The organism is Enterococcus timonensis (assembly GCF_900104595.1).
Lineage (GTDB): Bacteria > Bacillota > Bacilli > Lactobacillales > Enterococcaceae > Enterococcus_J > Enterococcus_J timonensis.
Map to the genome: position 1 here is coordinate 1 of NZ_FNVY01000003.1, position 25,352 is coordinate 25,352.

The 25,352-nt window shown below is 40.9% G+C and carries 22 protein-coding genes, 1 rRNA gene and 1 other annotated feature; of the genes, 6 read left to right on the forward strand and 17 right to left on the reverse strand.

Going from position 1 to position 25,352, the window contains the following annotated elements; genetic code table 11:
- Nucleotides 1-28: 28 nt before the first annotated feature.
- Nucleotides 29-1,586 (reverse strand): 16S ribosomal RNA (locus tag BQ5341_RS01830).
- A 629-nt stretch (nt 1,587-2,215) separates the two neighbouring features.
- Between BQ5341_RS01830 and croR the strand changes: the two genes are divergently transcribed.
- From croR to BQ5341_RS01865, 5 genes are all read left to right on the forward strand, one after another.
- Nucleotides 2,216-2,908, forward strand: a complete 693-nt coding sequence (gene croR / locus BQ5341_RS01840; RefSeq protein WP_071130377.1) for a response regulator transcription factor CroR — start codon at nt 2,216-2,218, stop codon at nt 2,906-2,908.
- Nucleotides 2,892-4,070 carry a sensor histidine kinase gene (locus tag BQ5341_RS01845; RefSeq protein ID WP_071130378.1) on the forward strand — a complete coding sequence of 393 codons (1,179 nt, stop codon included), beginning with the start codon at nt 2,892-2,894 and terminating at the stop codon, nt 4,068-4,070. The genes croR and BQ5341_RS01845 overlap by 17 nt, the downstream gene beginning before the upstream one ends.
- Before the next feature lie 371 nt (nt 4,071-4,441).
- Nucleotides 4,442-5,785: a D-alanyl-D-alanine carboxypeptidase family protein gene (locus tag BQ5341_RS01855; protein ID WP_071130380.1), complete on the forward strand. Its 1,344-nt coding sequence runs from the start codon at nt 4,442-4,444 to the stop codon at nt 5,783-5,785.
- A 106-nt stretch (nt 5,786-5,891) separates the two neighbouring features.
- Nucleotides 5,892-6,115 (forward strand) — a binding site (T-box leader).
- A 51-nt stretch (nt 6,116-6,166) separates the two neighbouring features.
- Nucleotides 6,167-7,441, forward strand: coding sequence for a serine--tRNA ligase (gene serS, locus BQ5341_RS01860; RefSeq protein WP_071130381.1), 1,275 nt, complete (start codon nt 6,167-6,169; stop codon nt 7,439-7,441).
- A 178-nt stretch (nt 7,442-7,619) separates the two neighbouring features.
- Nucleotides 7,620-9,089, forward strand: a complete 1,470-nt coding sequence (locus tag BQ5341_RS01865; protein WP_071130382.1) for a polysaccharide deacetylase family protein — start codon at nt 7,620-7,622, stop codon at nt 9,087-9,089.
- Nucleotides 9,090-9,269: 180 nt separating this feature from the next.
- Here BQ5341_RS01865 and guaB read toward each other — a convergent pair whose 3' ends face one another.
- From guaB to rpmH, 16 genes are all read right to left on the reverse strand, one after another.
- Nucleotides 9,270-10,751 (reverse strand): IMP dehydrogenase, encoded by a 1,482-nt coding sequence (guaB, locus tag BQ5341_RS01870; RefSeq protein ID WP_071130383.1) that lies wholly within the window; start codon nt 10,749-10,751, stop codon nt 9,270-9,272.
- 233 nt (nt 10,752-10,984) lie between these two features.
- Entirely contained in the window at nt 10,985-11,674 is a 690-nt protein-coding gene (locus tag BQ5341_RS01875) for a DUF1129 domain-containing protein (protein ID WP_071130384.1), read from the reverse strand.
- A gap of 20 nt (nt 11,675-11,694) precedes the next feature.
- A complete protein-coding gene (gene ychF / locus BQ5341_RS01880; RefSeq protein ID WP_071130385.1) occupies nt 11,695-12,795 on the reverse strand; it encodes a redox-regulated ATPase YchF in 1,101 nt (366 codons plus the stop codon).
- A 10-nt stretch (nt 12,796-12,805) separates the two neighbouring features.
- Nucleotides 12,806-13,000: a DUF951 domain-containing protein gene (locus BQ5341_RS01885; RefSeq protein ID WP_071130386.1), complete on the reverse strand. Its 195-nt coding sequence runs from the start codon at nt 12,998-13,000 to the stop codon at nt 12,806-12,808.
- 12 nt (nt 13,001-13,012) lie between these two features.
- Complete coding sequence (locus BQ5341_RS01890) at nt 13,013-13,900, reverse strand: ParB/RepB/Spo0J family partition protein (RefSeq protein ID WP_071130387.1); 888 nt, start codon at nt 13,898-13,900, stop codon at nt 13,013-13,015.
- Complete coding sequence (locus BQ5341_RS01895; protein ID WP_071130388.1) at nt 13,887-14,654, reverse strand: ParA family protein; 768 nt, start codon at nt 14,652-14,654, stop codon at nt 13,887-13,889. Before BQ5341_RS01895 ends, BQ5341_RS01890 begins: the two co-directional genes overlap by 14 nt.
- A 136-nt stretch (nt 14,655-14,790) precedes the next feature.
- Nucleotides 14,791-15,504, reverse strand: coding sequence for a 16S rRNA (guanine(527)-N(7))-methyltransferase RsmG (gene rsmG / locus BQ5341_RS01900; protein WP_071130389.1), 714 nt, complete (start codon nt 15,502-15,504; stop codon nt 14,791-14,793).
- 194 nt (nt 15,505-15,698) lie between these two features.
- Nucleotides 15,699-16,124 carry an NUDIX domain-containing protein gene (locus BQ5341_RS01905; protein ID WP_158661723.1) on the reverse strand — a complete coding sequence of 142 codons (426 nt, stop codon included), beginning with the start codon at nt 16,122-16,124 and terminating at the stop codon, nt 15,699-15,701.
- A 93-nt stretch (nt 16,125-16,217) separates the two neighbouring features.
- Nucleotides 16,218-18,119 carry a tRNA uridine-5-carboxymethylaminomethyl(34) synthesis enzyme MnmG gene (gene mnmG, locus BQ5341_RS01910; protein WP_071130390.1) on the reverse strand — a complete coding sequence of 634 codons (1,902 nt, stop codon included), beginning with the start codon at nt 18,117-18,119 and terminating at the stop codon, nt 16,218-16,220.
- A gap of 312 nt (nt 18,120-18,431) precedes the next feature.
- Nucleotides 18,432-19,826 (reverse strand): tRNA uridine-5-carboxymethylaminomethyl(34) synthesis GTPase MnmE, encoded by a 1,395-nt coding sequence (mnmE, locus tag BQ5341_RS01915; protein WP_071130391.1) that lies wholly within the window; start codon nt 19,824-19,826, stop codon nt 18,432-18,434.
- A gap of 270 nt (nt 19,827-20,096) precedes the next feature.
- Entirely contained in the window at nt 20,097-20,552 is a 456-nt protein-coding gene (locus tag BQ5341_RS01920; RefSeq protein ID WP_071130392.1) for a DUF305 domain-containing protein, read from the reverse strand.
- A gap of 114 nt (nt 20,553-20,666) precedes the next feature.
- Entirely contained in the window at nt 20,667-20,918 is a 252-nt protein-coding gene (locus tag BQ5341_RS01925) for a hypothetical protein (RefSeq protein ID WP_071130393.1), read from the reverse strand.
- A gap of 227 nt (nt 20,919-21,145) precedes the next feature.
- Nucleotides 21,146-21,958 (reverse strand): RNA-binding cell elongation regulator Jag/EloR, encoded by an 813-nt coding sequence (gene jag / locus BQ5341_RS01930; RefSeq protein ID WP_071130394.1) that lies wholly within the window; start codon nt 21,956-21,958, stop codon nt 21,146-21,148.
- An 11-nt stretch (nt 21,959-21,969) separates the two neighbouring features.
- A complete protein-coding gene (locus tag BQ5341_RS01935; protein ID WP_071130395.1) occupies nt 21,970-22,797 on the reverse strand; it encodes a membrane protein insertase YidC in 828 nt (275 codons plus the stop codon).
- A complete protein-coding gene (rnpA, locus tag BQ5341_RS01940) occupies nt 22,794-23,204 on the reverse strand; it encodes a ribonuclease P protein component (protein ID WP_071130396.1) in 411 nt (136 codons plus the stop codon). Before rnpA ends, BQ5341_RS01935 begins: the two co-directional genes overlap by 4 nt.
- 105 nt (nt 23,205-23,309) lie before the next feature.
- A complete protein-coding gene (gene rpmH, locus BQ5341_RS01945; protein ID WP_071130397.1) occupies nt 23,310-23,444 on the reverse strand; it encodes a 50S ribosomal protein L34 in 135 nt (44 codons plus the stop codon).
- A 476-nt stretch (nt 23,445-23,920) separates the two neighbouring features.
- On the opposite strand from rpmH, the gene dnaA reads away from it, so the two are divergent.
- Nucleotides 23,921-25,258 carry a chromosomal replication initiator protein DnaA gene (gene dnaA / locus BQ5341_RS01950; RefSeq protein WP_071130398.1) on the forward strand — a complete coding sequence of 446 codons (1,338 nt, stop codon included), beginning with the start codon at nt 23,921-23,923 and terminating at the stop codon, nt 25,256-25,258.
- Nucleotides 25,259-25,352 lie beyond the last annotated feature (94 nt).

Here is a 25,352-nt window from a genome sequence, read left to right on the forward strand (position 1 = left end):
AATTGTGTATTTCCGTAATATTCCTTAGAAAGGAGGTGATCCAGCCGCACCTTCCGATACGGCTACCTTGTTACGACTTCACCCCAATCATCTATCCCACCTTAGGCGGCTGGCTCCTAAAAGGTTACCTCACCGACTTCGGGTGTTACAAACTCTCGTGGTGTGACGGGCGGTGTGTACAAGGCCCGGGAACGTATTCACCGCGGCGTGCTGATCCGCGATTACTAGCGATTCCGGCTTCATGTAGGCGAGTTGCAGCCTACAATCCGAACTGAGAGAAGCTTTAAGAGATTAGCTTAGCCTTGCGACTTCGCGACTCGTTGTACTTCCCATTGTAGCACGTGTGTAGCCCAGGTCATAAGGGGCATGATGATTTGACGTCATCCCCACCTTCCTCCGGTTTGTCACCGGCAGTCTCGCTAGAGTGCCCAACTTAATGATGGCAACTAACAATAGGGGTTGCGCTCGTTGCGGGACTTAACCCAACATCTCACGACACGAGCTGACGACAACCATGCACCACCTGTCACTTTGTCCCCGAAGGGAAAACTCTATCTCTAGAGCGGTCAAAGGATGTCAAGACCTGGTAAGGTTCTTCGCGTTGCTTCGAATTAAACCACATGCTCCACCGCTTGTGCGGGCCCCCGTCAATTCCTTTGAGTTTCAACCTTGCGGTCGTACTCCCCAGGCGGAGTGCTTAATGCGTTAGCTGCAGCACTGAAGGGCGGAAACCCTCCAACACTTAGCACTCATCGTTTACGGCGTGGACTACCAGGGTATCTAATCCTGTTTGCTCCCCACGCTTTCGAGCCTCAGCGTCAGTTACAGACCAGAGAGCCGCCTTCGCCACTGGTGTTCCTCCATATATCTACGCATTTCACCGCTACACATGGAATTCCACTCTCCTCTTCTGCACTCAAGTTCCCCAGTTTCCAATGACCCTCCCCGGTTAAGCCGGGGGCTTTCACATCAGACTTAAGAAACCGCCTGCGCTCGCTTTACGCCCAATAAATCCGGACAACGCTTGCCACCTACGTATTACCGCGGCTGCTGGCACGTAGTTAGCCGTGGCTTTCTGGTTAGATACCGTCAAGGGATAAACAGTTACTCTTATCCTTGTTCTTCTCTAACAACAGAGTTTTACGATCCGAAAACCTTCTTCACTCACGCGGCGTTGCTCGGTCAGACTTTCGTCCATTGCCGAAGATTCCCTACTGCTGCCTCCCGTAGGAGTCTGGGCCGTATCTCAGTCCCAGTGTGGCCGATCACCCTCTCAGGTCGGCTATGCATCACAGCCTTGGTGAGCCGTTACCTCACCAACTAGCTAATGCACCGCGGGTCCATCCTTTAGTGACACCGTAAAGCGTCTTTCAAATTCTTTCCATGTGGAAAAAATTGTTATGCGGTATTAGCATCTGTTTCCAAATGTTATCCCCCACTAAAGGGCAGGTTACCCACGTGTTACTCACCCGTCCGCCACTCAACAAAGTCGTGGAGCAAGCTCCGGTGACTTTGTTGCGTTCGACTTGCATGTATTAGGCACGCCGCCAGCGTTCGTCCTGAGCCAGGATCAAACTCTCATTAAAAGTGTTTGAACGGATTGCTCCGTTAAGCTCATTTGTTACACTAGCGATTGCTCGCTTAAAAATTTTGTTGCTTTTTGGTTGTTTTGACTAATCAAAACGTCCTTACACAATTTGGTTCGTTTTCACTTTGTTCAGTTTTCAAAGGTCTACATTCACTTGTTTGTCGCGTTAGCAACTTTTATATCTTATCATCTGTCAGCGCTTATGTCAAGAACTTTTTAAAAGTTTTTTTGAAATAAGATAACAAAGATATTTTTTTGTGTCGTTTGGTGAATTCGCTTAAGGCTTTAAGGACTCAAGTGTTTCCCCCTGGCGACGAATATAACTATAACAAGAATTCAGTATTCCGTCAACTAAAATTTGCAAAAAAAATCGCGTGTTTTTTTATAGTTTTAGCGAAAATCGTCTTGATGTTCGGATTTTTATTAATTGTGCCTGTTCGGCAATTATTATACGGGAATTTCAACGAACAAACTGTACTCAAATGTCTAAAAAAAAATTTAACGTTCGGAAAAAGTTTTTTAGGATTTTTTTAAAATGCTAAGAATTGTTGAAGCTGATGGTGCGTACTGCTCTTTTTTGCAAATTTCTGCTAAACTGACTTTAAATAGTAAATTGGAGGTTTTTTGATGAAAATTTTAGTTGTAGATGATGATAAAGAGATTGTCGAGTTGCTGAGTATTTATATTCATAATGAAGGGTACGAGGTGGCTAAGGCTTACGACGGGAAAGAGGCGCTGTCTAAAATTCGGACGACGCCGGACATTGATCTGGTGATTTTGGATATTATGATGCCTAATGTTGACGGCATGCAGGTGGTGAAAGAATTGCGCAAAGAGTCACAGCTGCCGATTATTATGTTGACTGCTAAAACAACTGATATGGATAAAATTAAAGGCTTAGTAGCCGGGGCTGATGATTATGTCACCAAACCTTTTAATCCATTAGAAGTTATGGCGCGAGTAAAATCCTTGCTGCGCCGAACGAAGATGCAAATTACTACTGACGAACCGGATGATTTGGAAGTGGGTCCGTTAATTATTAATAAAGATTCTCACGAGGTCAAAACTTTATCCGGCGAACAAATTCAATTGACGGCGCTGGAGTTTGGTATTTTGTATTTGTTAGCTAGCCATCCTAACCGGGTTTTTTCCGCCGACGAGATTTTCGAGCGGGTTTGGCAACAAGAAAGTGTTGTTTCCGCTAAGACAGTGATGGTTCACGTCAGTCATTTGCGGGATAAAATTGAAGAAGCTACTGGTGGCGAAAAAGTCATTCAAACAGTTTGGGGTGTGGGCTATAAAATTGAAGCGCACGGATGAAAAAAAAAGACGGCAACAAGATTCGGAAATTAAGTCCCGAATTGTCTTAACATCAAAGGAAGTTAGCGAACTTTTGGCTGAAGCGTTGGTGACAATTGTTCTTTTACTTCTATTAAATGTCGCTTTATTTATGATTCTTGATCAAGTGGTCGCCAGTAATCAAGATTTAAGTGACACGATTTTTAATATTAAAGGATTATTGAGCACTCAGTGGGATTCTGATGTTTTTATGAGCGGGAAAAAATTTCTAGTCATTATTCTGGCGATTATTGATTTGATTGTTTTATATTGGCGTCTGATTCGTCGTTATCATCAAATGCAGCTGCGCCACGTAATTTCTGAGTTGCATTTTATTGCAGCGGGTCATTACGACCATCGGATTCCATTTGAGCTGAGTGGTGATTTGGGCCGCGTGATTGATTCGATTAATGGCTTGGTGGAAAGTACGGTGACGGCTATTGATGAGGAGCGGAAAATCGAGCAATCAAAAGACGAGCTGATTACTAACGTCAGTCACGATTTGCGGACGCCGCTGACTTCGATTATTGGGTATTTGGGATTAATTGAAGATAAACAATATCATTCCGAGGAAGAGTTTTTGCATTACACGCATACGGCATATTTGAAAGCTAAGCAAATGAAAGTTTTGGTGGAGGATCTTTTTGAATATACGAAAGTTCGCCAACCTACGACTAAAATAAATTTAATGCGGGTGGATTTGAATCAAATGATGGAGCAATTGGCGGCGGATTTCGCCTTAGAAGCCGATAAAAAAGGCATCGCCATCGAAGTCAGCACCACCCCGATGCCTTTTTACATTGAAGCGGACACGGAAAAATTGGTGCGGGTCTTCAATAATTTACTTTCCAACGCTTTGAAATACGGCAAAGGCGCTACTGTTATCGAGATGGACGCCCAACAAGTCGGCACCGAAGCGATTATTACTGTCAGAAATAACGGCCAACCCATTCCACAAGCCTCACTGCAACAGCTGTTCGATCGCTTTTACCGAGTGGAAGAATCCCGCTCGCAAGAAACCGGCGGCACCGGACTGGGCCTGGCCATCGCCCAAAGCATCGTCGCTTTACACGGCGGCTATATTTTTGCCAAAAGCGACAAAAACTGGACAAAATTCATTATCCATTTGCCATTAGGTAGTTAAAAAAGCGTTATGGGCTGTAGAAAATTAGAAAAATGGTGCATGACTGCGTCAGCAGGCAGAAAGCATTTTGTCTATTTTCCTAAGTCCAGCTTTTTTCACTCCGATAACTAGGTAGTTAAAAAAGCGTTATGGAACGTAGGAAAATAGGAAAATGACGAATGAGCGCTGGCGCTCAGAGGATATTTTATCTTTTCCTTACGACCCAGCTTTTTTCACTCAGTCGTCAGCTTACGCTGGCGGCTTTTTTTGTCTTTTCCTGGATAAAAAAATTTTAAAATCATTAAAAATTTTAAAAGCGGCTTGCAACTGGCCAACAAGACCGTTACACTAACTTGAGAGTGTCGATTTTTAAATAAAAAGGAGTTAGAAGCGTGAAGTTGAAAAATAAATTAGGCCTACTTTTAATGACGGCCGCGACTATTTTTGTCAGTTTGACTGCCACCGTGCAGCCAGTTTCTGCCGATGATTTGAATTTGGATGTGAAATCGGCCATCGCCATTGATGCCGACAGCGGGAAAATTTTTTATGAGCAAGATGCCGACGAGGTGCTAGGAATTGCCTCCATGACCAAATTGGTGAGCATTTATGTATTGTTGGACGCCGTTGCAGCGGGGACTGTAACTTGGGATGATCCGGTTGAAATCCCCGCCTACTTAATTCCTTTGAGCCAAAATTTTGATTTGTCCAATGTCCCTTTGTACGATCATGTGACTTACACGGTAAAAGACTTATATGAAGCGAGTCTGATTGCGTCAGCCAATGCGGCAGTCATCGCGCTAGGCGTTCATGTTGCCGGCAGCGAGGCTGAATTTGTCCCGTTGATGCAAAATAAATTAACCAAAATAGGAATTACCGATGCGACAATCGTCAATGCATCAGGTTTAAATAATTCCTACCTTGGTGAAAATATTGTTCCTGGTACTGCAGCGGATGCGGAAAATTATATGTCAGCTAGAGATATGGCTATTTTAGCGCGGCATTTGCTAAAAGATTATCCGGAAATTCTAGAAACGACCAGCATTACTAATAAAGTATTTGCCGAAAATACGAGTATGCCTTTTGAAATGACTAGCTGGAATTATATGTTGCCGGGCTTTGTGAATGAAAAAGCTGGCGTTGACGGTTTGAAAACTGGGACGACTGATATTGCTGGTGCTTGTTTTACTGGGACCATGACTTATAACGGCACGCGGATGATTACAGTTGTCATGCACGCCAACGATCACGAAAATAATCCGTCCGCTCGTTTTAATGAAACTAGCAAGCTAATGGATTATGTGACTGCCCATTGGAGCCAAACGGTCATTGATCCAGCAACTTTCCAACTCCCGCAAACGAGTTTGCCGGTGGAAACTGGTGAAGAAGAAACCGTTGCTTTAACAATGGAAGACGCCAGTAGTCAAACGTTGTGGATTAAAGATGGCATTGCTCCTGAAGTGACAAGCAACTTAAACGACGCTATTACCGCTGAAAATGGTAAAATGCCAGCGCCAGTTTCACAAAATGTTAAAGTCGGAAACTTTACGATTACCCCTAGTGATGATCTTGGTTATATCGAATCAGCCGACGCACCCAAGACTGATATCGCCATTGTTACTAAAACAGCGGTGGAAAAAGCTGGTATTTGGCAACGGATGACGAGTGCTGTGAAAAACTTTTTTGCAAGTATTGGAAATTTTTTCAGTAATTTATTTACAATTGTTCCTTTAACTTAATCGCTCAAAAGGAGGGCCTAGTGCTCTCCTTTTTTTATTAGCGCCAGTGCAAACAATTTCTTTTTTTTCATTGACAGAAAGAATTTGAAATAGTATTCTTAAGGCAAGGTTTTTGAGAAATAGTAATTGGTAGCGCGTCTTTAGCGAGACAACGGTTGGTGAAAGTTGTTGGCCGCGTCAGTGAATCCCTCTCAAGTCAAACGATAGTAAAACCGCAACGGTTACTCAGGTGACTGCGGCCAAGTTATCCGGGCTCCCCGTTAACGAGATCAAGGGCAGTTGTTTTGCAACTGAACTTGGGTGGTACCGCGAAAAGCTTTCGTCCCAAGACAAGGGATGATTAGGCTTTTTTTTATTGTTTAAAAATAAGGAGGAAGAAAAATGTTAGATATGAAACTGTTACGAAATGATTTTGAAAATACAGCGGCGCGCTTAAAAACGCGGGGCGTCAAAGAAGAAACATTACAAGAATTTGTAGCGTGGGATGAAAAACGACGCGCCTTATTAGTCCAAAGTGAAGAATTGAAAAAACACCGCAATGACGTGTCTAGTGAAATTGCTTTGGCTCGCCGCAACAAAGAAAATGCCGATGAAAAAATTCTCGCTATGAAAGAAGTAGGCGAAGAAATTAAAACTTTAGATGCCGATCTTGCTGAAGTCGAAGAAAAATTAAATTATATCGCCGTTCGTTTGCCGAATTTACCAGCCGCTGACGTACCCGTTGGACTAGACGAAAGTGATAATGTTGAAAAACGCAAAGTCGGCACACCGAAAACTTTTGACCAAGAACCAAAAGCTCATTGGGAAGTGGCAGAAAACTTAGATATTCTAGATTTTGAACGGGGAGCAAAAGTTTCTGGTTCTCGCTTTGTTTACTATAAAGGACTTGGCGCGCGCTTGGAACGGGCGGTTTACAACTATATGTTGGATCTTCACGTTTACGAACAAGGTTACACCGAAATGATTACCCCTTATATCGTTAACGACCAAGCTATGTTTGGCACCGGGCAATTTCCGAAATTCAAAGAAGATGTCTTCCAACTAGCAGGTCAACCGTTAACTTTGATTCCAACGGCTGAAGTGCCTTTAACGAACTACTACGCCGGCGAAATTTTAAACCAAGATATTTTGCCAGTTTATTTCACCGCTTTGTCTCCTTCTTTTCGTTCTGAAGCTGGTAGTGCTGGGCGTGATACTCGTGGCTTGATTCGCCTGCATCAATTTAATAAAGTTGAAATGGTCAAATTTAGTGAACCGGAACATTCTTATGAAGAATTAGAAAAAATGGTTGGTAACGCCGAAGATATTTTGAAAAATCTTGGGTTGCCTTACCGAGTGATTACGTTAAGTACCGGCGACATGGGCTTTTCTGCGGCCAAAACTTATGATTTGGAAGTTTGGATGCCACAACAAGCCATGTATCGGGAAATTTCTAGCTGCAGTAACTGTGAAGATTTTCAGGCGCGCCGGGCTATGATTCGTTACCGTAATGCGGATGGCAAAGTGCAATATCTCCATACGCTAAATGGTTCCGGTCTTGCTGTTGGTCGGACAGTGGCGGCGATTTTGGAAAATTATCAAAATCCTGACGGCACAATCACTGTTCCAGAGAAACTTGTTCCTTATATGGGCGGCGTAACGACGATCACTAAATAATTTCTTTTTCAATAACTAAGAACTGACGAAAAATGACCAAAAGTTTCTTTTTGGTCATTTTTTTTTGCAGAAATTCTTAACATTTTTTTAAGTAAGAGTAATTGTAAATCCTCCTTAGTAATGTTACAGTAGGGTTACAAAATGCACTTATTCTATTTTAAAGAAAGCATGTGACAAGATGGAAAATTATTCTCGTAAAGAGTTTCATAAACGGCAAAAAAAGAAAAAAATTAAAAAAGAAAAAACAAAATCATCTTGGATTGGAAAAACTGTCGCTATCGTCCTTACTTTAGGAATTGTGGGGGGGGCGGCCTATGTGGGCTATGACTATATCCAAAAAGAAGACGACGCCAAGGCCTATGAAGAAAAATCCCTCGCCCTTTTAACGGAGCAGGAAAAAGAACTGGCAAGTTCCGGCATTCCTTTGACAGAAGAAAAGACCGGCACCGACGACAAGCCAGTAGTAACTTTTTTGCCAAAAGAAATGACCCAAGACACTTGGAAAACACAGCTAGCCGAATTAATTAGTCAAGGCGAAAAATATTTAGGCGAAAAGCGCGGCACTGTCACCGGTTATATTTCTATGAAACCTGTCACCGATCAGCTGACAGAAATTCGCCCTGTCGCCACCGTTTATACTTGGAACCAAAAGAAAAAATCTTTTACCGAAAAAGTCTTTCAGCCAGAAGAGATTGCTTACGTGAATCAAACAACGCAACAAGCTATCACCGCTAGCGACCTTTTTGCCACTCGGGCTGATTTGTTGGGTATGTTCAATGTGATGCAGCAAAAAATTCTCGATCAAAGTGGAAAAGGTGCAGAAATTATTGATTCCGTTTTGAATATGGAGCGGCCGACTATTGAAACTTTGAGCTTCACCTATGCCGCTGACCATTTGACGGTTCATCTAGGTGAAAATGATTTTGGCGTTTCTGATGTAGATATTCCATTTGGCGAATTGTCAGGTTATGTGAATCCGTCATTCGTCGATCCGACGTTGCTAACTGTGCAACCGGCTCTTGATCCTAATAAAAAATATATTTCGTTAACTTTTGACGATGGCCCCAACGCAGTCACTACGCCGCAACTTTTAGCCACTTTAAAAGAAAAAGGCGTCAAAGCGACTTTCTTTAGTCTCGGTGAAAATGCTGCGGAAAATCCGGATATTTTAAAACAAATTGTCGCAGACGGTCATGAACTGGCCAACCACACGTATAATCACGCGGTCTTATCTGATTTGACCCCGGAAGAAGTGGCCAAAGAAGTGCGCGACACCAGCAAAGTGCTTTATCTAGCCACCGGAAAACTCCCCCGCTACGTGCGCCCGCCGTATGGTGCGGTGAAAGCCGACATCGCCGAAGCTATCGGACTACCAGCGATTCAATGGAATGTTGATTCCGACGACTGGGAATTGAAAAATGCCGAATTAATCAAAAATAAAGTTGTAAGAGCTAGTGGATCAGGCACGATTGTTTTGATTCATGATATTCATCAAGAAAGTGTCGATTCAGTCGGCGGAATTATTGATGAGTTGCAAGCACAAGGTTTTGAATTTATTTCTATTGAACAAATGCTAGGCGTGACCAAACCGTTGAATCAATATTTTGGTTTATTCAACGGAACGGTTGATACACGAGCAATTCAATAGAGGAATAGAAAAAGACGTTACGCAAGAGGACTTGCGTAACGTCTTTTTTTGTTTTGATGGTGTGTTTGACGGTGTGTTTTGAACAATGGCTAGGAAAATAGACAAAATACTTTCTGACCGCTATGCGTTCATGCACCATTTTCCTAATTTTCTACGCCATTAACCGTTCAAAACACATCCTTATTCTTTAGAATAATTTGGGGATTCTTTTGTGATTTGGACGTCGTGGGGGTGGGATTCTTTGAGGCCGTTGCCGGACATTTGGACAAATTGTGCATTGTCGCGTAGTTCTTTAAGATTTCCTGCGCCGACATAACCCATACCAGCTCGCAAGCCGCCTACCATTTGGAAAATAATATCAGAAACGCTGCCTTTGTAAGCAACCCGACCTTCAATACCTTCTGGGACGAGTTTTTTCGCTTCGTTAACACTTCCTTGGAAATAACGATCAGAAGAACCTTCTGACATAGCTGCAATTGAACCCATTCCGCGATACGTTTTAAAGCGGCGTCCTTGGAAGATTTCAAATTCGCCTGGACTTTCATCGGTCCCAGCCAGCATACTTCCCAACATTACTACATAACCACCGGCAGCTAAAGCTTTGACGATATCGCCAGAATATTTAATTCCGCCGTCTGCGATAATAGCCCGGCCATATTGGCGAGCGACACTTGCAGCATCATAAATGGCAGTTAATTGTGGCACACCGACGCCGGCAACAATTCGTGTTGTACAAATCGAGCCAGGTCCGATGCCGACTTTAACAACATCTACGCCCACATCATACAAAGCTTTTGTTGCTTCAGCAGTGGCGACATTTCCAGCAATCAATGTTGCTTTTGGAAATTCTGCCCGGATTTCTTTAATTTTACGAATCACCCCAGCGCTATGGCCGTGAGCTGTATCAATAACAATCGCATCGGCACCAGCATCTAATAAAGCTTTGGCCCGTTCAAAAGTATCACTGGTCACACCAACAGCCGCCGCAACGATTAGGCGACCATGACTATCTTTAGCCGCATTAGGAAATTCAGTTACTCGTTCGATATCTTTAATCGTGATTAAACCTGACAGGCGACCATTTTCGTCAACTAATGGTAATTTTTCGATTTTATATTGTTGTAAAATAGCTTCCGCTTCTGCTAAAGATGTTCCCACTGGTGCGGTAACTAAATGTTCTTTAGTCATAACATCGCTGATTTTAAGGCCAAAATTCGTCACAAAACGCATATCGCGGTTAGTAATAATCCCTACAAGTTGTCGATTTTCTAAAGTATCGACAATTGGCACACCGGAAATTTTATATTTACTCATCAAATGTTCTGCATCAGCAACAATGTGTTCTGGCGTTAAATAAAAAGGATCAATAATGACGCCACTTTCTGAACGTTTCACTTTCAGAACTTCATCGGCCTGCTCTTCAATCGACATATTTTTGTGAATCACACCTAATCCACCAGCCCGCGCCATAGCAATCGCCATTTTACTTTCGGTGACGGTATCCATCGAAGCGGACATAATAGGAATATTCAATTGTAGATTTTCAGCAAGCTTAACGGAAAGATCCACCTCGTTAGGTAAAACATGACTTTCAGCCGGAATTAAAAGAACATCATCAAAAGTTAAACCCTTTTTGACAAATTTTGTTTCCCAATTTGACATAATAAAAATCGCTCCTTTTTTAGACGAATAAAATCGTTTGTCAAATCATAGCACAGCTTGGCAAAATTTGAAATATACTTTGATTGGAAAAAGGCAAACTTTTAATGAAAATAATGATAAAATTTGTCAAAAAAGCGAACTTCGACGTGGAAGTTCGCTTTTTTTAAAATAAATAAAAAACCCGCAACAAAAATCGTTGCAGGTTTGCTAAATCTTTAATGGTTCTTTATTTTTTAATCCCGATTGAAAAATGAGCCTTTAATGTTGTTGGTTTTTTTGAAGTACCAACGGCCGGCAAAGGCTACAGCACCGACGATAATTAATGGAATTGGTTGTAAAGTTGGATTGACGATTGGTGGCAAGAGCATGCTACCGGTATAAACAACAATCCACGCCACCATTCCCACAGCTAAAATGCTCATAGATTTCCATAATTTTGGTTTTTGACTTTGATCAGCACCAGGGCGTTGGAATTTGTAAATCCATTTGTACATGTAGTAGAAAATAATCCCACCCATCATACTCGTTAAAACGATGCTAGTAATACCTGAAGTAATCTGTTGTCCTTGCGCAAACAAGTTCATCACGCCGTTTAACACTGTGAGCATCGCCAAAAATAGCATGGTGTTATCTAGCCATAATTTCCAAGGGGCTGTTTCATCAGCTGCTCTTGGTTTCGCCAAAATGGCGGTCACTCGTTCAGTAACCGTACCGAATTGTTGACGCGCGGTGACCCCGGATTTTTGACCGGCCACAAGTTCAGGTAACATATCGTGGAGCGCGACGATTGTTTCTTCTTCAGTGAAATTTGCCGCTTTTAAGGCTTTTTTGAAATCAAAAATATATTGTTCGTTGCGTTTAGTAAGCTTGGCTTCGTTTTCGCGATTATCAGCTACCATTTGTCGGATTTGTTCTCCGTCCACTGTTCATTCTCCTTTTCTAATTAAACGTTAAATCTAAATAACATCACGTCGCCATCTTGAACGACATAATCTTTTCCTTCTAAGCGCACACGGCCCGCTTCCTTGGCGGCTTGATGCGTTTCATAATGATCGTAATCGGCAAAAGAAATCGTCTCGGCCCGAATAAATCCCCGCTCAAAATCAGAATGGATAATTCCAGCTGCGGCAGGCGCTTTGATACCTTTTTTAAAAGTCCAAGCGCGAACTTCTTGAACACCGGCGGTAAAATAAGTGGCTAGGCCTAATAAATCATAAGCGGCGCGAATTAATTTATCTAAACCAGATTCTTCAATACCTAAAGCTTCTAAAAATTCTGCCTTGTCTTCATCATCGAGTTCGGCAATTTGTTCTTCAGCTTCTGCACAAATGGCAATCACTTCAGCGTGTTCCGTTTCGGCAAATGCAATAACGTCTTTAACGTAATGATTTTCATTGGCGGTGGCCACATCGTCTTCGGCCACGTTAGCCACATATAAAACAGGTTTGGCTGTTAACAAGAAGAAACTTTTCAAAATCTTTTGCTCGTCTTCATTTAATTCTACTGAGCGAGCGGATTGTCCTTCTTCTAAAACTGGTTTGATTTTTTGCAAAACGGCAAATTCTTCTAGTGCTTGTTTGTCTTTCGTTTTGGCAATTTTGGCTGTTTTATCGTAACGTTTATTGACTGTTTCTAAATCCGCTAAAACAAGTTCCAAATTAATCGTTTCGATATCGGCTAATGGATCGACGCGACCTTCCACGTGGGTAATATTCGGGTCATCAAAACAACGAACCACATGACAAATGGCATCGACTTGGCGAATATGACTGAGAAATTGATTTCCTAATCCTTCTCCTTGACTAGCGCCTTTAACAATCCCGGCAATGTCAGTAAATTCAAAAGTAGTGGGGACCGTTTTTTTCGGATGAACAAGTTCAGTTAAACGATCTAAACGTTTGTCAGGTACTTCTACCATTCCCACATTAGGATCAATTGTTGCAAATGGATAATTAGCGGCTTCGGCTCCCGCTTTAGTAATGGCATTAAACAACGTCGATTTGCCGACGTTAGGAAGTCCGACAATTCCGGCAGTTAAACTCATAGTTTAAAATTCACTCCGTCTCTTTAATTTTTTTGACTAGTATTTTTTTCATTTTACGATTGAAATCGCTGCGGGTCATCATCACAATATGGCCGCAATTTTCGCATTTAATTTTAATATCAGCACCCATACGAATAATTTGCCAACGGTTCGTTTGGCAAGCGTGGGGCTTTTTCATTTCCACAATATCGCCTAAATCGTACATATATATGGCCTCCTAATCTTGACTTATCGCTAAAATTTCTAAAATCCGTTCCAAGTCGTCAGCTGATAAATATTCGATTTCGATCTTTCCTCGGGATTGTTTATTGCGTCCCGTTTTTTCGTGAATCACAACGCTCGTGCCAAATTTTTCCCGCAGTTTATCTTCTGATTCCCGTAAGTAAACAGGTTTTTCAGCGGTTGGTTTTTTGGCTGGTTTTTTCGGACCGTGGGCAAGATTTACAATACTTTCTAGTTGGCGGACTGTTAAATTTTCTTTGACAGCGCGTTTGGCTAGTTGGCTCATAAGCTTGGGATCTTTAAGGCTGAGTAATGTCCGCGCTTGACCCATAGATAATTTTTCTTCTTTAAGTAATGTTTTGACATCATCTGGCAAACTTAAAATCCGCAAATAATTGGCGATGTACGGCCGGGATTTTCCTAGACGATAAGCCAGTTGTTCTTGGGTGAGTTTTAAGTTGGTCATTAACATTTCGTAAGCTTGGGCTTCTTCTAGTGGGGACAAATCTTCCCGTTGTAAATTTTCTAAAACTGCCACTTGCATCATTTCAGCTTCGGTAAATGTCCGAACGATGGCAGGGATTGTTTTACGTCCGGCAAGTTTTGACGCATGGAATCGGCGTTCGCCGGCGATAATTTCATATCCTTTTACTTCAGAATGGCGGACAATAATGGGTTGAAAAACACCCGATTGTTTAATGGAGCGTGCCAGTTCTTGCAAACTTTTTCCGTCAAATGTTTTTCGCGGTTGATAAGGATTAGGACGCAAGCTATTTAAATCTAAATCAAGCACTTCTTCTTTGGCGATGTCCACATCTTCAAACTTTTTCATATCGCCAAAAAGGGCATCCATCCCTCGACCTAATGCTTTATTTTTCGTCACGAGCTAACACCTCCTGGGCTAATGCTTGGTAACTTTCAGCGCCTTTGGATTTTGGATCGTAATCAATAATCGCTTGGCCATGACTAGGCGCTTCTGATAAGCGGACATTTCTTGGGATAATTGTTTCGTATACTTTTTCTTGGAAATATTTCCGTACTTCACCGACAACTTCAGCGCCGAGGTTGGTCCGGGCATCTAGCATAGTTAATAGTACGCCTTCGATTTGCAAATCCGGATTGAAATGTTTTTGCACTAAGCGAATGGTATTAAGCAATTGGCTAAGTCCTTCTAACGCGTAATATTCACTTTGCACCGGAATCAAAATCGAATCGCTGGCAGTAAAGGCGTTGATGGTCAAATGTCCTAATGATGGTGGACAGTCAATTAAAATAAAATCGTAATCGTTTTTCACATCAGCGATGGCTGATTTTAAACGAGATTCCCGAGCCATCATGCTAGTTAGTTCAATTTCCGCTCCGGCTAATTGGAGTGTTGCCGGTACGATAAATAAATTTTCCCGCGTTGTGGAAAGGACCGTATCTTTAATCGGCACTTCATTGACTAAAATATCGTAAATATCTTGATTGACGTCAGGTTTTCTAATGCCAAGTCCGCTAGTGGCGTTTCCTTGGGCATCGGTATCAATTAATAAAACTTTTTTTCCTAGATATGCCAGACACGCACCGAGATTGACAGTGGTGGTGGTTTTTCCCACGCCGCCTTTTTGATTGGCGACTGAAATAATGCGGGCCATAATTTCCTCCTTGATGACTTTCTTCTATTATATGGTATTGTTATAAGTTAAAAATTTTGTTGGCTAACTTGCACCAGAAAGCTCGCAAAAATTGTTCGGTGCTTTTTTTAGTGCTTTTTTTGTGATACTTACTGATTTACAGCGGCTGTTTGTTAGGGGTGCCTGGTTTGCGAGGATATTTTTTTGCCGTGTCTTTCACCTTAGTAAAAACAAATAATTCCCGCAAGTCGCCTGATACTGGTAAATGAAATTGTAATTCTTTTTCAAAATGGCCACCTAAAATTTTTAAGGCATTGGCCGCTTCTAAAAGTTCGATTTGTCCTTGCTTGGCTTTTAAAGGAATAAATTTTCCGCCAACTTTAACTAGCGGCAAACACAATTCCGATAAAACATTCAGTCTAGCTACAGCGCGCGCGGTAACGAGATCAAATTGCTGGCGAAATTTTGGATTTTGCCCAAAGGTTTCCGCCCGATCATGATAAATAGCGACCTCTTTTAGCTGTAGCGTGTCAACAACGGTTTGTAAAAAGTTCACCCGCTTTTGCAGAGAATCGACAATCACAACTTTCAAAGTCGGAAAAGCAATTTTCAATGGCAAACTTGGAAAACCCGCGCCACTACCCACATCGCATAAAAAATCTTCGGCTGAAAATTCGTCAGTTAAACCTAATAGTAAGGAATCATAAAAATGTTTTTCGTACACTTCAGTTTCTTCGGTGATAGTCGTGAGATTTATTTTTTCATTCCACTCGACTAACAAAGAAAAATAAGTGGCAAATTGCGCCATTTGTTGTTGCGTTAAAAGCAGACCACTTTCGGCCAGCCGTACTTGAAATTCTTCAGGGGTCATAAGCTCTCCTTTTTGTGAAACAGAAAAATTGTTTCACAGACTACTTCTTACTTTAACGCAAAATACAGTCCATTGCAATTACAAAAATAAAATTTAAGATAATAAAAAAATCCCGCCCAAGAGGCGAGAAAAATCCAACGACAAAGACAAGCTGGCAGAAAAAAAGAATAATTTTTGTTTCATATGAAACATTTTTAGCGGATTTGATAAAAATAATGAATCAAACGTTCTTTTGCGCTTGAAGGAACAAGGTTAATCTGACCGAGTTGCTCAATATTCACCCAAATTGGTACATATTGATTGTCAGCGCTCGCTCGAATGGCTTCTTCTCCTTTAATTTGGGGAGTGGTTGAAATTTCTGTTTGATAAAGAAAATATTTTTGAATCTCAGAACCTTCTTCAACAAAAAATAAGAGCTTTAACTGATTAACTATCAGCTGCCAGCCAAGCTCTTCATGAATTTCGCGAATAGCCGCTTGCTCATCTTTTTCCCCAGGATTAACCCCACCACCAGGAACTACTAAATATTTTTCACCCTTTTTTTGCCGCTTAATTAGTAAAATCGAATTCCTTTCTTTGTTGTATAGAATTACCCGTGAACGCAATCTTGTTTCCCCCATTCTAAAGCAGCTACTTTTACGATATTTTTCCATTTTCTTAAAAAGCAACCGCGACAACAATTTTTTTGTCGCGGTTGCTTTTTGATTCATCATTTAAAATGAAGATGTTTTGGCTAATTTTCCTTGTTCCACATAAACCATCAAAATAGATAAGTCGGCAGGATTAACGCCTGAGATACGCCCAGCTTGCGCGAGGGTTTCGGGTTGGATTTTGCCTAATTTTTGGACGGCTTCAGTGGCTAGTCCATTAATTTTTGTGTAATCAAGATTTGTTGGAATTTTTTTAGCTTCTAAGCGTTTGAGCTTAGCTACTTTTTCTAGCGCTTTTTTGATGTAGCCTTCGTATTTGATTTGCGTGCTGACTTGTTCAATCACTCGATGATCGAGAACTTCTTCAAGCGTTGGCAAAAATTGGGCCACGTCTTGGTAAGTTAACTCAGGTCGTTTGAGTAAATCACTGGCTAAGATGCCGTCTTTTAAAGTCGCTGAATTTTTTTCTGCTAAAAAGGCTTGCACTTGTTCAGTTGGTTTAATTCGCAAAGTTTCAAGACGCAAAATTTCATTTTCCACGGCGGTTTTGCGGGCGATAAACGCAGCGTATTGTTCTTCTTTGACTAATCCTAAGTCATGTCCGATTTCTGTCAGACGAAAATCAGCATTATCGTGGCGCAAAATCAACCGATATTCAGCGCGGCTTGTCAACAGGCGATAAGGTTCGCTCGTTCCTTTAGTCACCAAATCATCAATCATCACGCCAATATAACCTTCAGAACGTTTCATAACAAATGGATCTTTGCCTTGGACTTTTAAAGCAGCGTTCATGCCTGCCATAATCCCCTGACCGGCGGCTTCTTCGTAACCAGATGTGCCGTTAGTTTGGCCGGCGGTAAATAAATTTTTGACAACTTTTGTTTCTAGCGATGGGCGCAATTGGTGCGGCAAGACGACATCGTATTCAATGGCGTAACCGGTGCGCATCATTTCTGCATTTTCTAATCCAGCGACGGAGTGGAGCATTTTTACTTGGACTTCTTCCGGCATTGAAGTGGAAAATCCTTGGACGTAAACTTCTTGTGTTTCCAGTCCTTCTGGTTCCAAAAATAATTGATGACGTTCTTTATCGGCAAATCGAACAATTTTGTCTTCGATTGAAGGGCAGTAACGCGCACCAACGCCTTCAACAATTCCTGTAAACATCGGCGCCCGATGCAAATTTTCGCGGATGACTTCATGGGTGGTGGCATTAGTATAAGTCAGCCAACATGGCGTTTGATCTTGCAAATAATCTTCATCTTTACTAGAAAAACTAAAATGGTTCGGAGTTGTGTCGCCAGGTTGAATTTCCGTTTTGTTATAATCAATCGAATCGGATAAAACCCGTGGCGGTGTCCCAGTTTTAAAACGATCTAAAACTAAACCGTATTTTTTCAAATTAGCGGAAAGTTTAACAGCCGGTTGCGAATTATTCGGACCAGATGAATATTTCAAATCGCCAATAATAATTTCGCCCCGTAAAGCAGTCCCAGCTGTGATAACTACTGCTTTAGCGCCATATTTTGCACCGGTTTGCGTAATTACGCCGCAAACTTTGCCATCAACAACAACTAAATCTTCAACAATTCCTTGACGCAAAGTTAATTTTTCTTGGACTTCAATTGTTTTTTTCATTTCATTGGCATAAGCACGTTTGTCAGCTTGAGCGCGGAGAGCTTGAACAGCCGGGCCTTTGCCAGTGTTGAGCATCCGCATTTGAATATAAGTTTTGTCGATATTTTTACCCATTTCGCCACCGAGCGCATCAATTTCTCGGACAACAACGCCTTTAGCCGGGCCACCGACAGAAGGATTACAAGGCATAAAAGCGACCATATCAAGATTAATTGTTAAAAGGAGCGTTTCGCAACCCATGCGCGCGGCGGCCAAAGCTGCTTCGCTACCAGCATGACCGGCACCAACGACAATGACATCAAAATTACCTGCATCAAAAATTTCCAAATTCTTTCCTACTTTCTGTTGTTTATTGAGTTTTCAATTCAAATTGTTTTGTTTTGTTTGCTAGCTTTGAAAATCTTATTGACGGTGTCTTAGGCGCAGTGACTAGAGAAAAAGATAAAACTTCTGGCGAATGTTCCATTCGCATTCAGTTTTCCTATTTTCTTACGTCCCTAATCGCGCCTTCGACATCCTTATTTGACGGTGTCTTAGGCGCAGGAACTAGGAAAAAAGATAAAACAATTTAAAATCCAAAACCGGGATTTTTAATGTTTTCCTATTTTTCTACGTCCCTTAACGCGCCTTCGACATCCTTTATTTCCCTAGGCAGAATTGGCTGAATAGTTGGGTGATTAATTCGTCGGGGGCACTTTCGCCGATAATTTCGCCTAGTTGTTCCCAACTGCGAGTGAAGTCAATTTGGACGAGATCGACTGGCATTTGATGAGCGAGGCCGTTCAAAACTTCTTGCAATGATTGTTGGGCTTGTTCCAACAAGGCAATGTGGCGCACGTTGGATAAATAAGTGGCGTCTTGTTGTTCGATTTGGCCGCCAAAAAAGATTGTTTGAATTTTTTTGGCTAATTTTTCTAAGCCGACGCTCGTTAAAACGGAGACTGGTAAAATTTCATCTGCATCCACGTCAAATTTTTCTAAATCAGCTTGCGTTATTTTCGTTGGCAAGTCCATTTTATTGAGTAAAATCACGCGCGGTTTATCTTTTGTTTCTATTAATAAAGTTTCATCTTCAATCGTCAGTGCTTCATTTTGATTCAAAACGAGCAAGACGAGATCTGCTTTGTCCAGCGCTTGCCGAGATTTTTTTACGCCCATAGCTTCGACGATATCATCGGTTTCTCGAATACCGGCTGTGTCCACGAGTTTCAATGGCACGCCGCCCAAATCCAAATATTCTTCGATTACATCACGGGTCGTGCCGGGAATTTCAGTAACGATGGCCTTGTCTTCTTTTAATAAATAATTCAAAAGAGAAGATTTACCAACGTTAGGTCGGCCGATAATTGCGGTTTGCAATCCTTCACGCAAAATTTTTCCTTGTTGGGCGTGTTCTAGCAAGCTGGCAATTTTTCCGGAGATTTCTTCGGCTTTTTCTTTCATTAAAGCTGACGTCACTTCTTCCACATCGTCATATTCTGGATAGTCGATGTTGACTTCCACTTGGGCCAAAGTTTCTAAAATTTCTTGGCGCAACGCTTTAATCCGCTTGGAGAGTTGGCCGTCTAACTGTTGCAAAGCCATGTCCACAGCGAGATCAGTTTTGGCGCGAATCAAATCCATCACCGCTTCTGATTGTGATAAATCAATTCTTCCATTTAAAAAGGCTCGCTTAGTAAATTCTCCTGGCTCAGCCAAACGCGCGCCGCTGCGCAATAATAATTGTAAAATTTGCTGAACAACGACAATACCGCCGTGGCAATTAATTTCTACCACATCTTCAGCGGTAAATGTTTTCGGTCCTTTCATCACGGAAACCAATACTTCATCCATCGTTTTTTCCGTCATAGGATCAACGATATGACCGTAATGAATGGTGTGGGTTTTGGCCTGGCTTAATTTTTTCCCGCCGACAAAAACTTTATCAGCAATCTCAAAGGCCTGATCGCCTGATAAACGGACAATACTAATCGCCCCCACACCTGGTGGCGTTGAAATAGCAGCGATTGTTTCAAATTCTAAAATTTCCATGATTGGTTCCTTCCTAAATTTCTCATTCGTTATCTTAATAGGATATTTAATTTATTCGCTTCGTTTTCCTCGATTAACCAAAAAAAGAGCAACAAAAAAAGCGCGGATTTCTCCCCGAAAATTCCAGGGAGAGGCGCACTTGACTGCACTTCAATATTGGGTACATAATAGCACGATTTTTACAGATATTCAAGAAAAAATTATTTTCAAGCTGTCTGCTAGTATTTTGCCGAAACTTTTCTGGTTTCAGTGAGCTTCAACCTGCTAGAAAAATTATTTTCCTTCTGCTTCCAATCTTTTAATCAGCTCTTTCATTTCCTCGATTTCTTCTTCTTGGGCGGTCAAAATTTTTTCTGCTAGTTCTTTGACCTCGGGATCGGTTAAATCTGCACGACTGCTGGTCAAAATAGCAATCGAATGGTGGGGGATCATGGCTTTCATCCATTTCGTATCGTCAACGGCCGTCTGACTTCTTACCATATAAAGTGAGCCGCCAAAAACAAGCAAACTAACAATTAAAATGCCGATATTGATTTTTTTCTTATCATACATCTTCCACATAAACAAAATCATAATCATCGCCATCACCGCACCCATCATCAAAGCCATAAAAGCGCGCGTCTGACTGAAAAAAATATGATCAATAGAGAATACATTTAAATACATCATCCCAAACATAATTACCGTCGAAACTAAAATCATTACCAAAAACTTCCCGTATTTGTTCATTTTCCCCACTCCTTTAATTCTTTATATATCTAATATGCTCATGGATGTAGAATTTCTGTCAAATGATAGCACAAAAAAAGGAAGCATCGAAATGCTCCCTCAATCACTAAATCACTAAATTTTCTTTCGTTCTTTCCATTTTTCAAAAATAACTATCCCTAACAGTAGCAAAAAAACTATGACACCCCGCGTCACTAGCATCGCCACCACTAATAAACAGGCAACAAGAAATAATAAAAATGGATGAATGGACTTCCGCTGCTTTTCAAAACGCCAATAGTAAAAAAAATAGAGTAGCAAAAGAAATAGACCGACGATATTATAGTTAGCTATAAATTCAGTCACCAGTTTCCACAAATTTTGCATTTGAAGTTCTCCTTTTGCTACATTTACCTAAATTTTGGCTAAAAAAAAATCCTTACCAACGTATGGGTTCGTTAGCAAGGACCATTGTCAAATACACGAAGAATTTGACGACTTATCAAAAGTATTTCTACTGACGATAAGAATGATTTCGTATCTAATATAGCGGTTCTGTAGTTAATTGTCAATGTTTTAGTTGCAATTGCTATAAAAATCTCATCTACTACTAACTAAAAAATCTTTTTGTCGCTTGGTTCCACCACTAAGTAACGATAAGGTTCGTTGCCTTCCGAGTGGGTTTTGACATATTGATTTTTATTAAGGATAGCGTGGATTTGTTTCCGTTCAAATGCTGGCATCGGTTCTAAAATCACGGGCATTTTGGTTCTTTTCACTTGATCAGCAGTGCGATAAGCGAGACGCTCCAAGATGACTTGACGCCGTTGACGATAATCGCCGACGTTAACAATCACCGAAATTTTCCCTTTAACGTTACGGTGCAAATACACTTGCGCCAAATATTGAAGCGCGTTTAAAACTTTGCCGTGTTTACCAATGACAATCCCTTGTTTTTCCGTTTCCAAATGAAAAATTATTGCATCGCGTTTTTTTTCAATCGTTACTTCAGAAGGCGCCCCCAGCTGTTTAACGATTTCTACTAAATATTCGCCTGTTTCAGCAAAAAGAGCATCGATATCTTCATCATTTTGGTTTTCTTCAGGCAAGTTTTCATCCGTTGCTGTTTTAACGGGCGTAGAGTCTGGTGCTAGTGTTGAGTCGGCGGATTTTTCTGTTGCGACAATATTTTTTTCTTCGCCGGCATTTTTTTCTTCAACTGTTTTTTTTACAGCCGTTGAAGTTTGCTTGGGTGTTGCTTCTTCTATTAAACTCACTTCTAAAATGGCGTCTTTTTTGCCAATACCTAAAAATCCTTTTTTGCCGGGGTCCAAAATGTGGATCGTTACTTGATTTTTTTCAACTTGTAAACTTTTTAACGCTGATGCTAAGGCTAATTCGACATTTTCTCCGGTAAATTTTGGCATCTGAATCCCACCTAACGTTTTTTATTTTTTTTCTTCTTCGGACTTAGCGCTTTAGCCAACGCCCGCTCTTTTTCTTTTTCAATCCGCAATGCTTCTTGGCGTTCGTTACGAATTTTGAAAGGATTATTAATTAACAAAGTTTGCCCCACTTGAAAGGCATTAGAAACTACCCAGTATAAAGAAAGGGAGCTGGCAAAATTCATACCCATGAAGAAAATCATTAACGGCATGACGAAATTCATAACGGTCGTGCTGGAATTTTTTTCTAATTGGGACATGCTAGCTAAGTAGCTAGACAAGAAAGTGAAGACCGCCGCTAAGATGGGCAAAATATAATAAGGATCGGGCGTTGATAAATCCAACCACAAAAAATGACCTTGTCTAAGTTCTGGCACCCGAGAAATTGATTGATACAAAGCAATCATGACTGGCATTTGGGCAAAAATTGGTAAACAACCGGCATACATATTAACATTATTATCTTTATAAAGGCGTTGTGTTTCTTCATTCATTAAGCGTTGGCTTTCTTGATCCTTGAAAGGATATTTAGCCTTGATCGCTTTAATTTTCGGTTGCAACTCTTGCGTTTTGCGCATCGATTTGGTTTGATAATTCATTAATGGTAAAAGAAGAAGACGAATGATTATCGTAAATAAAATAATCCCGATCCCGATATTACCACCGATGGATAAAAATTGAATCGCTTGGGCAAAGAAGTAAACAATTTTGTCCCAAAGGCCGGAACTTTCTGAAGTGACTTCAGCCGTTCCACAGGCTGCGAGCACTAGAACCAAACTTAAGAGGCCTAATGACAGCCATAATTTTTTATATTTTTTCACAAAATCTCACCTTTCTCGACGCTTTCTTGCTGTAAACTTTTTTGAAATACACTTTTTTGAAATACACTTTCTTGATACAAATTGGCTAATTTTAAAACGTGGGTCAAGTTTTTTTTCACTTGATGATAATCCAAATGTTGACTACCGACGCGAGCAATAATAATGAAATCAACTTCCGGTACAATCCCCGGCTCTAATTCTTGCAAACCTTGCCGAAGATACCGTTTCATTTGATTACGAGCCACGGCATTTCCAATTTTTTTGCCGACAGAAAGGCCGACGCGAAAATGTTTTTGCCCCGCTTTAGGTAACTGATAGACAACAAAATTACGATTGGCGCAACTAGTCGCGCTATTAAACACTTCTTGAAAATCACTTTCTTTTTTGACACGAAATTTTTTCTTCATCACAATCAACTTTCTAAAATCAAATGAACGGTTTCATTTTACCATTCTTTTACGGATTTTGCTTTAAAATTTTGCAAAAAAAAAACCACTGAAAAAGTCAGCGGTTTAAGCACTTAAAACTTTACGTCCTTTACGACGACGTGCAGCTAAAACGCGTCGACCATTTTTTGTACTCATGCGTTGTCTAAAGCCATGAACTTTGGCACGTTTGCGTTTATTTGGTTGGTAAGTTCTTTTCATCATTCCACCTCCTGAAGCATTACTACGACATACCTTGCTATTATATAAAAAAGTACGCGTCTTTGTCAAATAATTTTCAGAAAAAAACTGTAATGTTCTCTCTTAACTTATCCACAAAATAAAATTTTTATCCCGTCTCTTGTGCATCGCCGTTTTTTTCTTTTGTCTTTTACCGTACTTTTCCCCAAGTTGTCCACAAATTTACTGGCTGTGTTTAACTTATCCCCAGTGTTTTTTTTAATTGTGGACATCTTCTTAAAAGTTAGTTAGGACAAGGCTTTGTTTTTATTATTTTTTGTGGACAACTTTAAAATAACTTTTTTATTCCTCAGTTATACCCAAAATATTTCTTTCATGTGGATAACTTTTCCACGGCTTGGGGATCTTTTTTTCCACAAGTGTGAATTTCTGTGGAAAAATCTATTTAACCATGCTAAAATTGACTCAGATGTGTAAAACTCAAAGGAGGCTCTTCTATGCCTGATATCTCCTCGTTGTGGGAGGAAATCAAACAGACGTATCAACACGAATTGTCCAAACCCAGCTTTGAAGCTTGGATTTTATCAGCTCGCCCCATTCGTCTGGAAAATCAAAAAATTTTCATTGAAGTTCCTTCCAAACTCCATAAAGAATACTGGGAAAAAAATCTTACCGCCCGCGTGGTGGAAATTAGTTTCCGTCTATTCAATCAAGAAATTACGCCGGTCATCACTATTGAAAACCAAGAACCAACGATGGTGGAACCTGAAATTATTACTCCTGCTCAAAATGCCCAAGTGGCTCTAGGCAAAAAAGTTTTGCTCAATCCAAAATATACTTTCGATACTTTTGTTATTGGTAAAGGCAATCAGATGGCCCACGCCGCAGCTTTAGTTGTTGCTGAAGAACCGGGTACTATTTACAATCCGCTCTTCTTTTATGGTGGCGTTGGTCTGGGCAAAACCCATCTAATGCACGCCATTGGTCACCAGATGCTGTCTAACAATCCCAATGCCAAAATAAAATACGTCTCTTCAGAAACATTTGCCAACGATTATATTAATTCGATTCGTTACAATACTAATGAAGAGTTTCGCCAAGAATATCGAAATGTCGATCTGCTTTTAGTTGATGATATTCAATTTTTCGCCGACAAAGAAGGTACGCAGGAAGAATTTTTCCATACCTTTAATGCTTTGTACGACTTGCAGCGGCAAATTGTTTTAACTAGCGATCGCCTGCCAAATGAAATTCCTAAACTCCAGCAGCGTTTGGTTTCTCGCTTTGCTTGGGGCTTATCGATTGATATTACGCCACCGGATTTGGAAACGCGGATTGCTATTTTGCGGAAAAAAGCCGACAGCGATCGGCTAGAAATTCCCGATGACACTTTAAGTTACATCGCCGGGCAAATCGATTCTAATATTCGTGAACTGGAAGGCGCACTGGTGCGGGTCCAAGCTTATGCTACCATGAATAATCAAGAAATTTCGACTAGTCTAGCAGCGGACGCTTTAAAAAGTTTGAAGCCTAATGGTAAAGGAGTCGAGCTGTCGATTTTGTATATTCAAGAAGAAGTCGCCAAGTATTATCACATTACCTTGAAAGATTTAAAAGGGAAAAAACGCGTCAAACAAATTGTTGTTCCGCGCCAAATCGCTATGTATCTCGCCCGCGAGCTGACCGATTCCTCTTTACCAAAAATCGGCGCTGAATTTGGCGGCAAAGATCACACCACTGTCATTCACGCTCATGAAAAAATCGAACAACTCATCACTACCGATCAACAAATTTTAAAAGAAGTGAACGATTTAAAGAGCAAATTAATTCATTAAAAGCTTTTTCTACTAGACAAGGCAAAACAATCCCCAATGAAGACTTGTGGATAACATTTCAAAAAGTTGATTTTTTTCCACAGTTTATCCACAG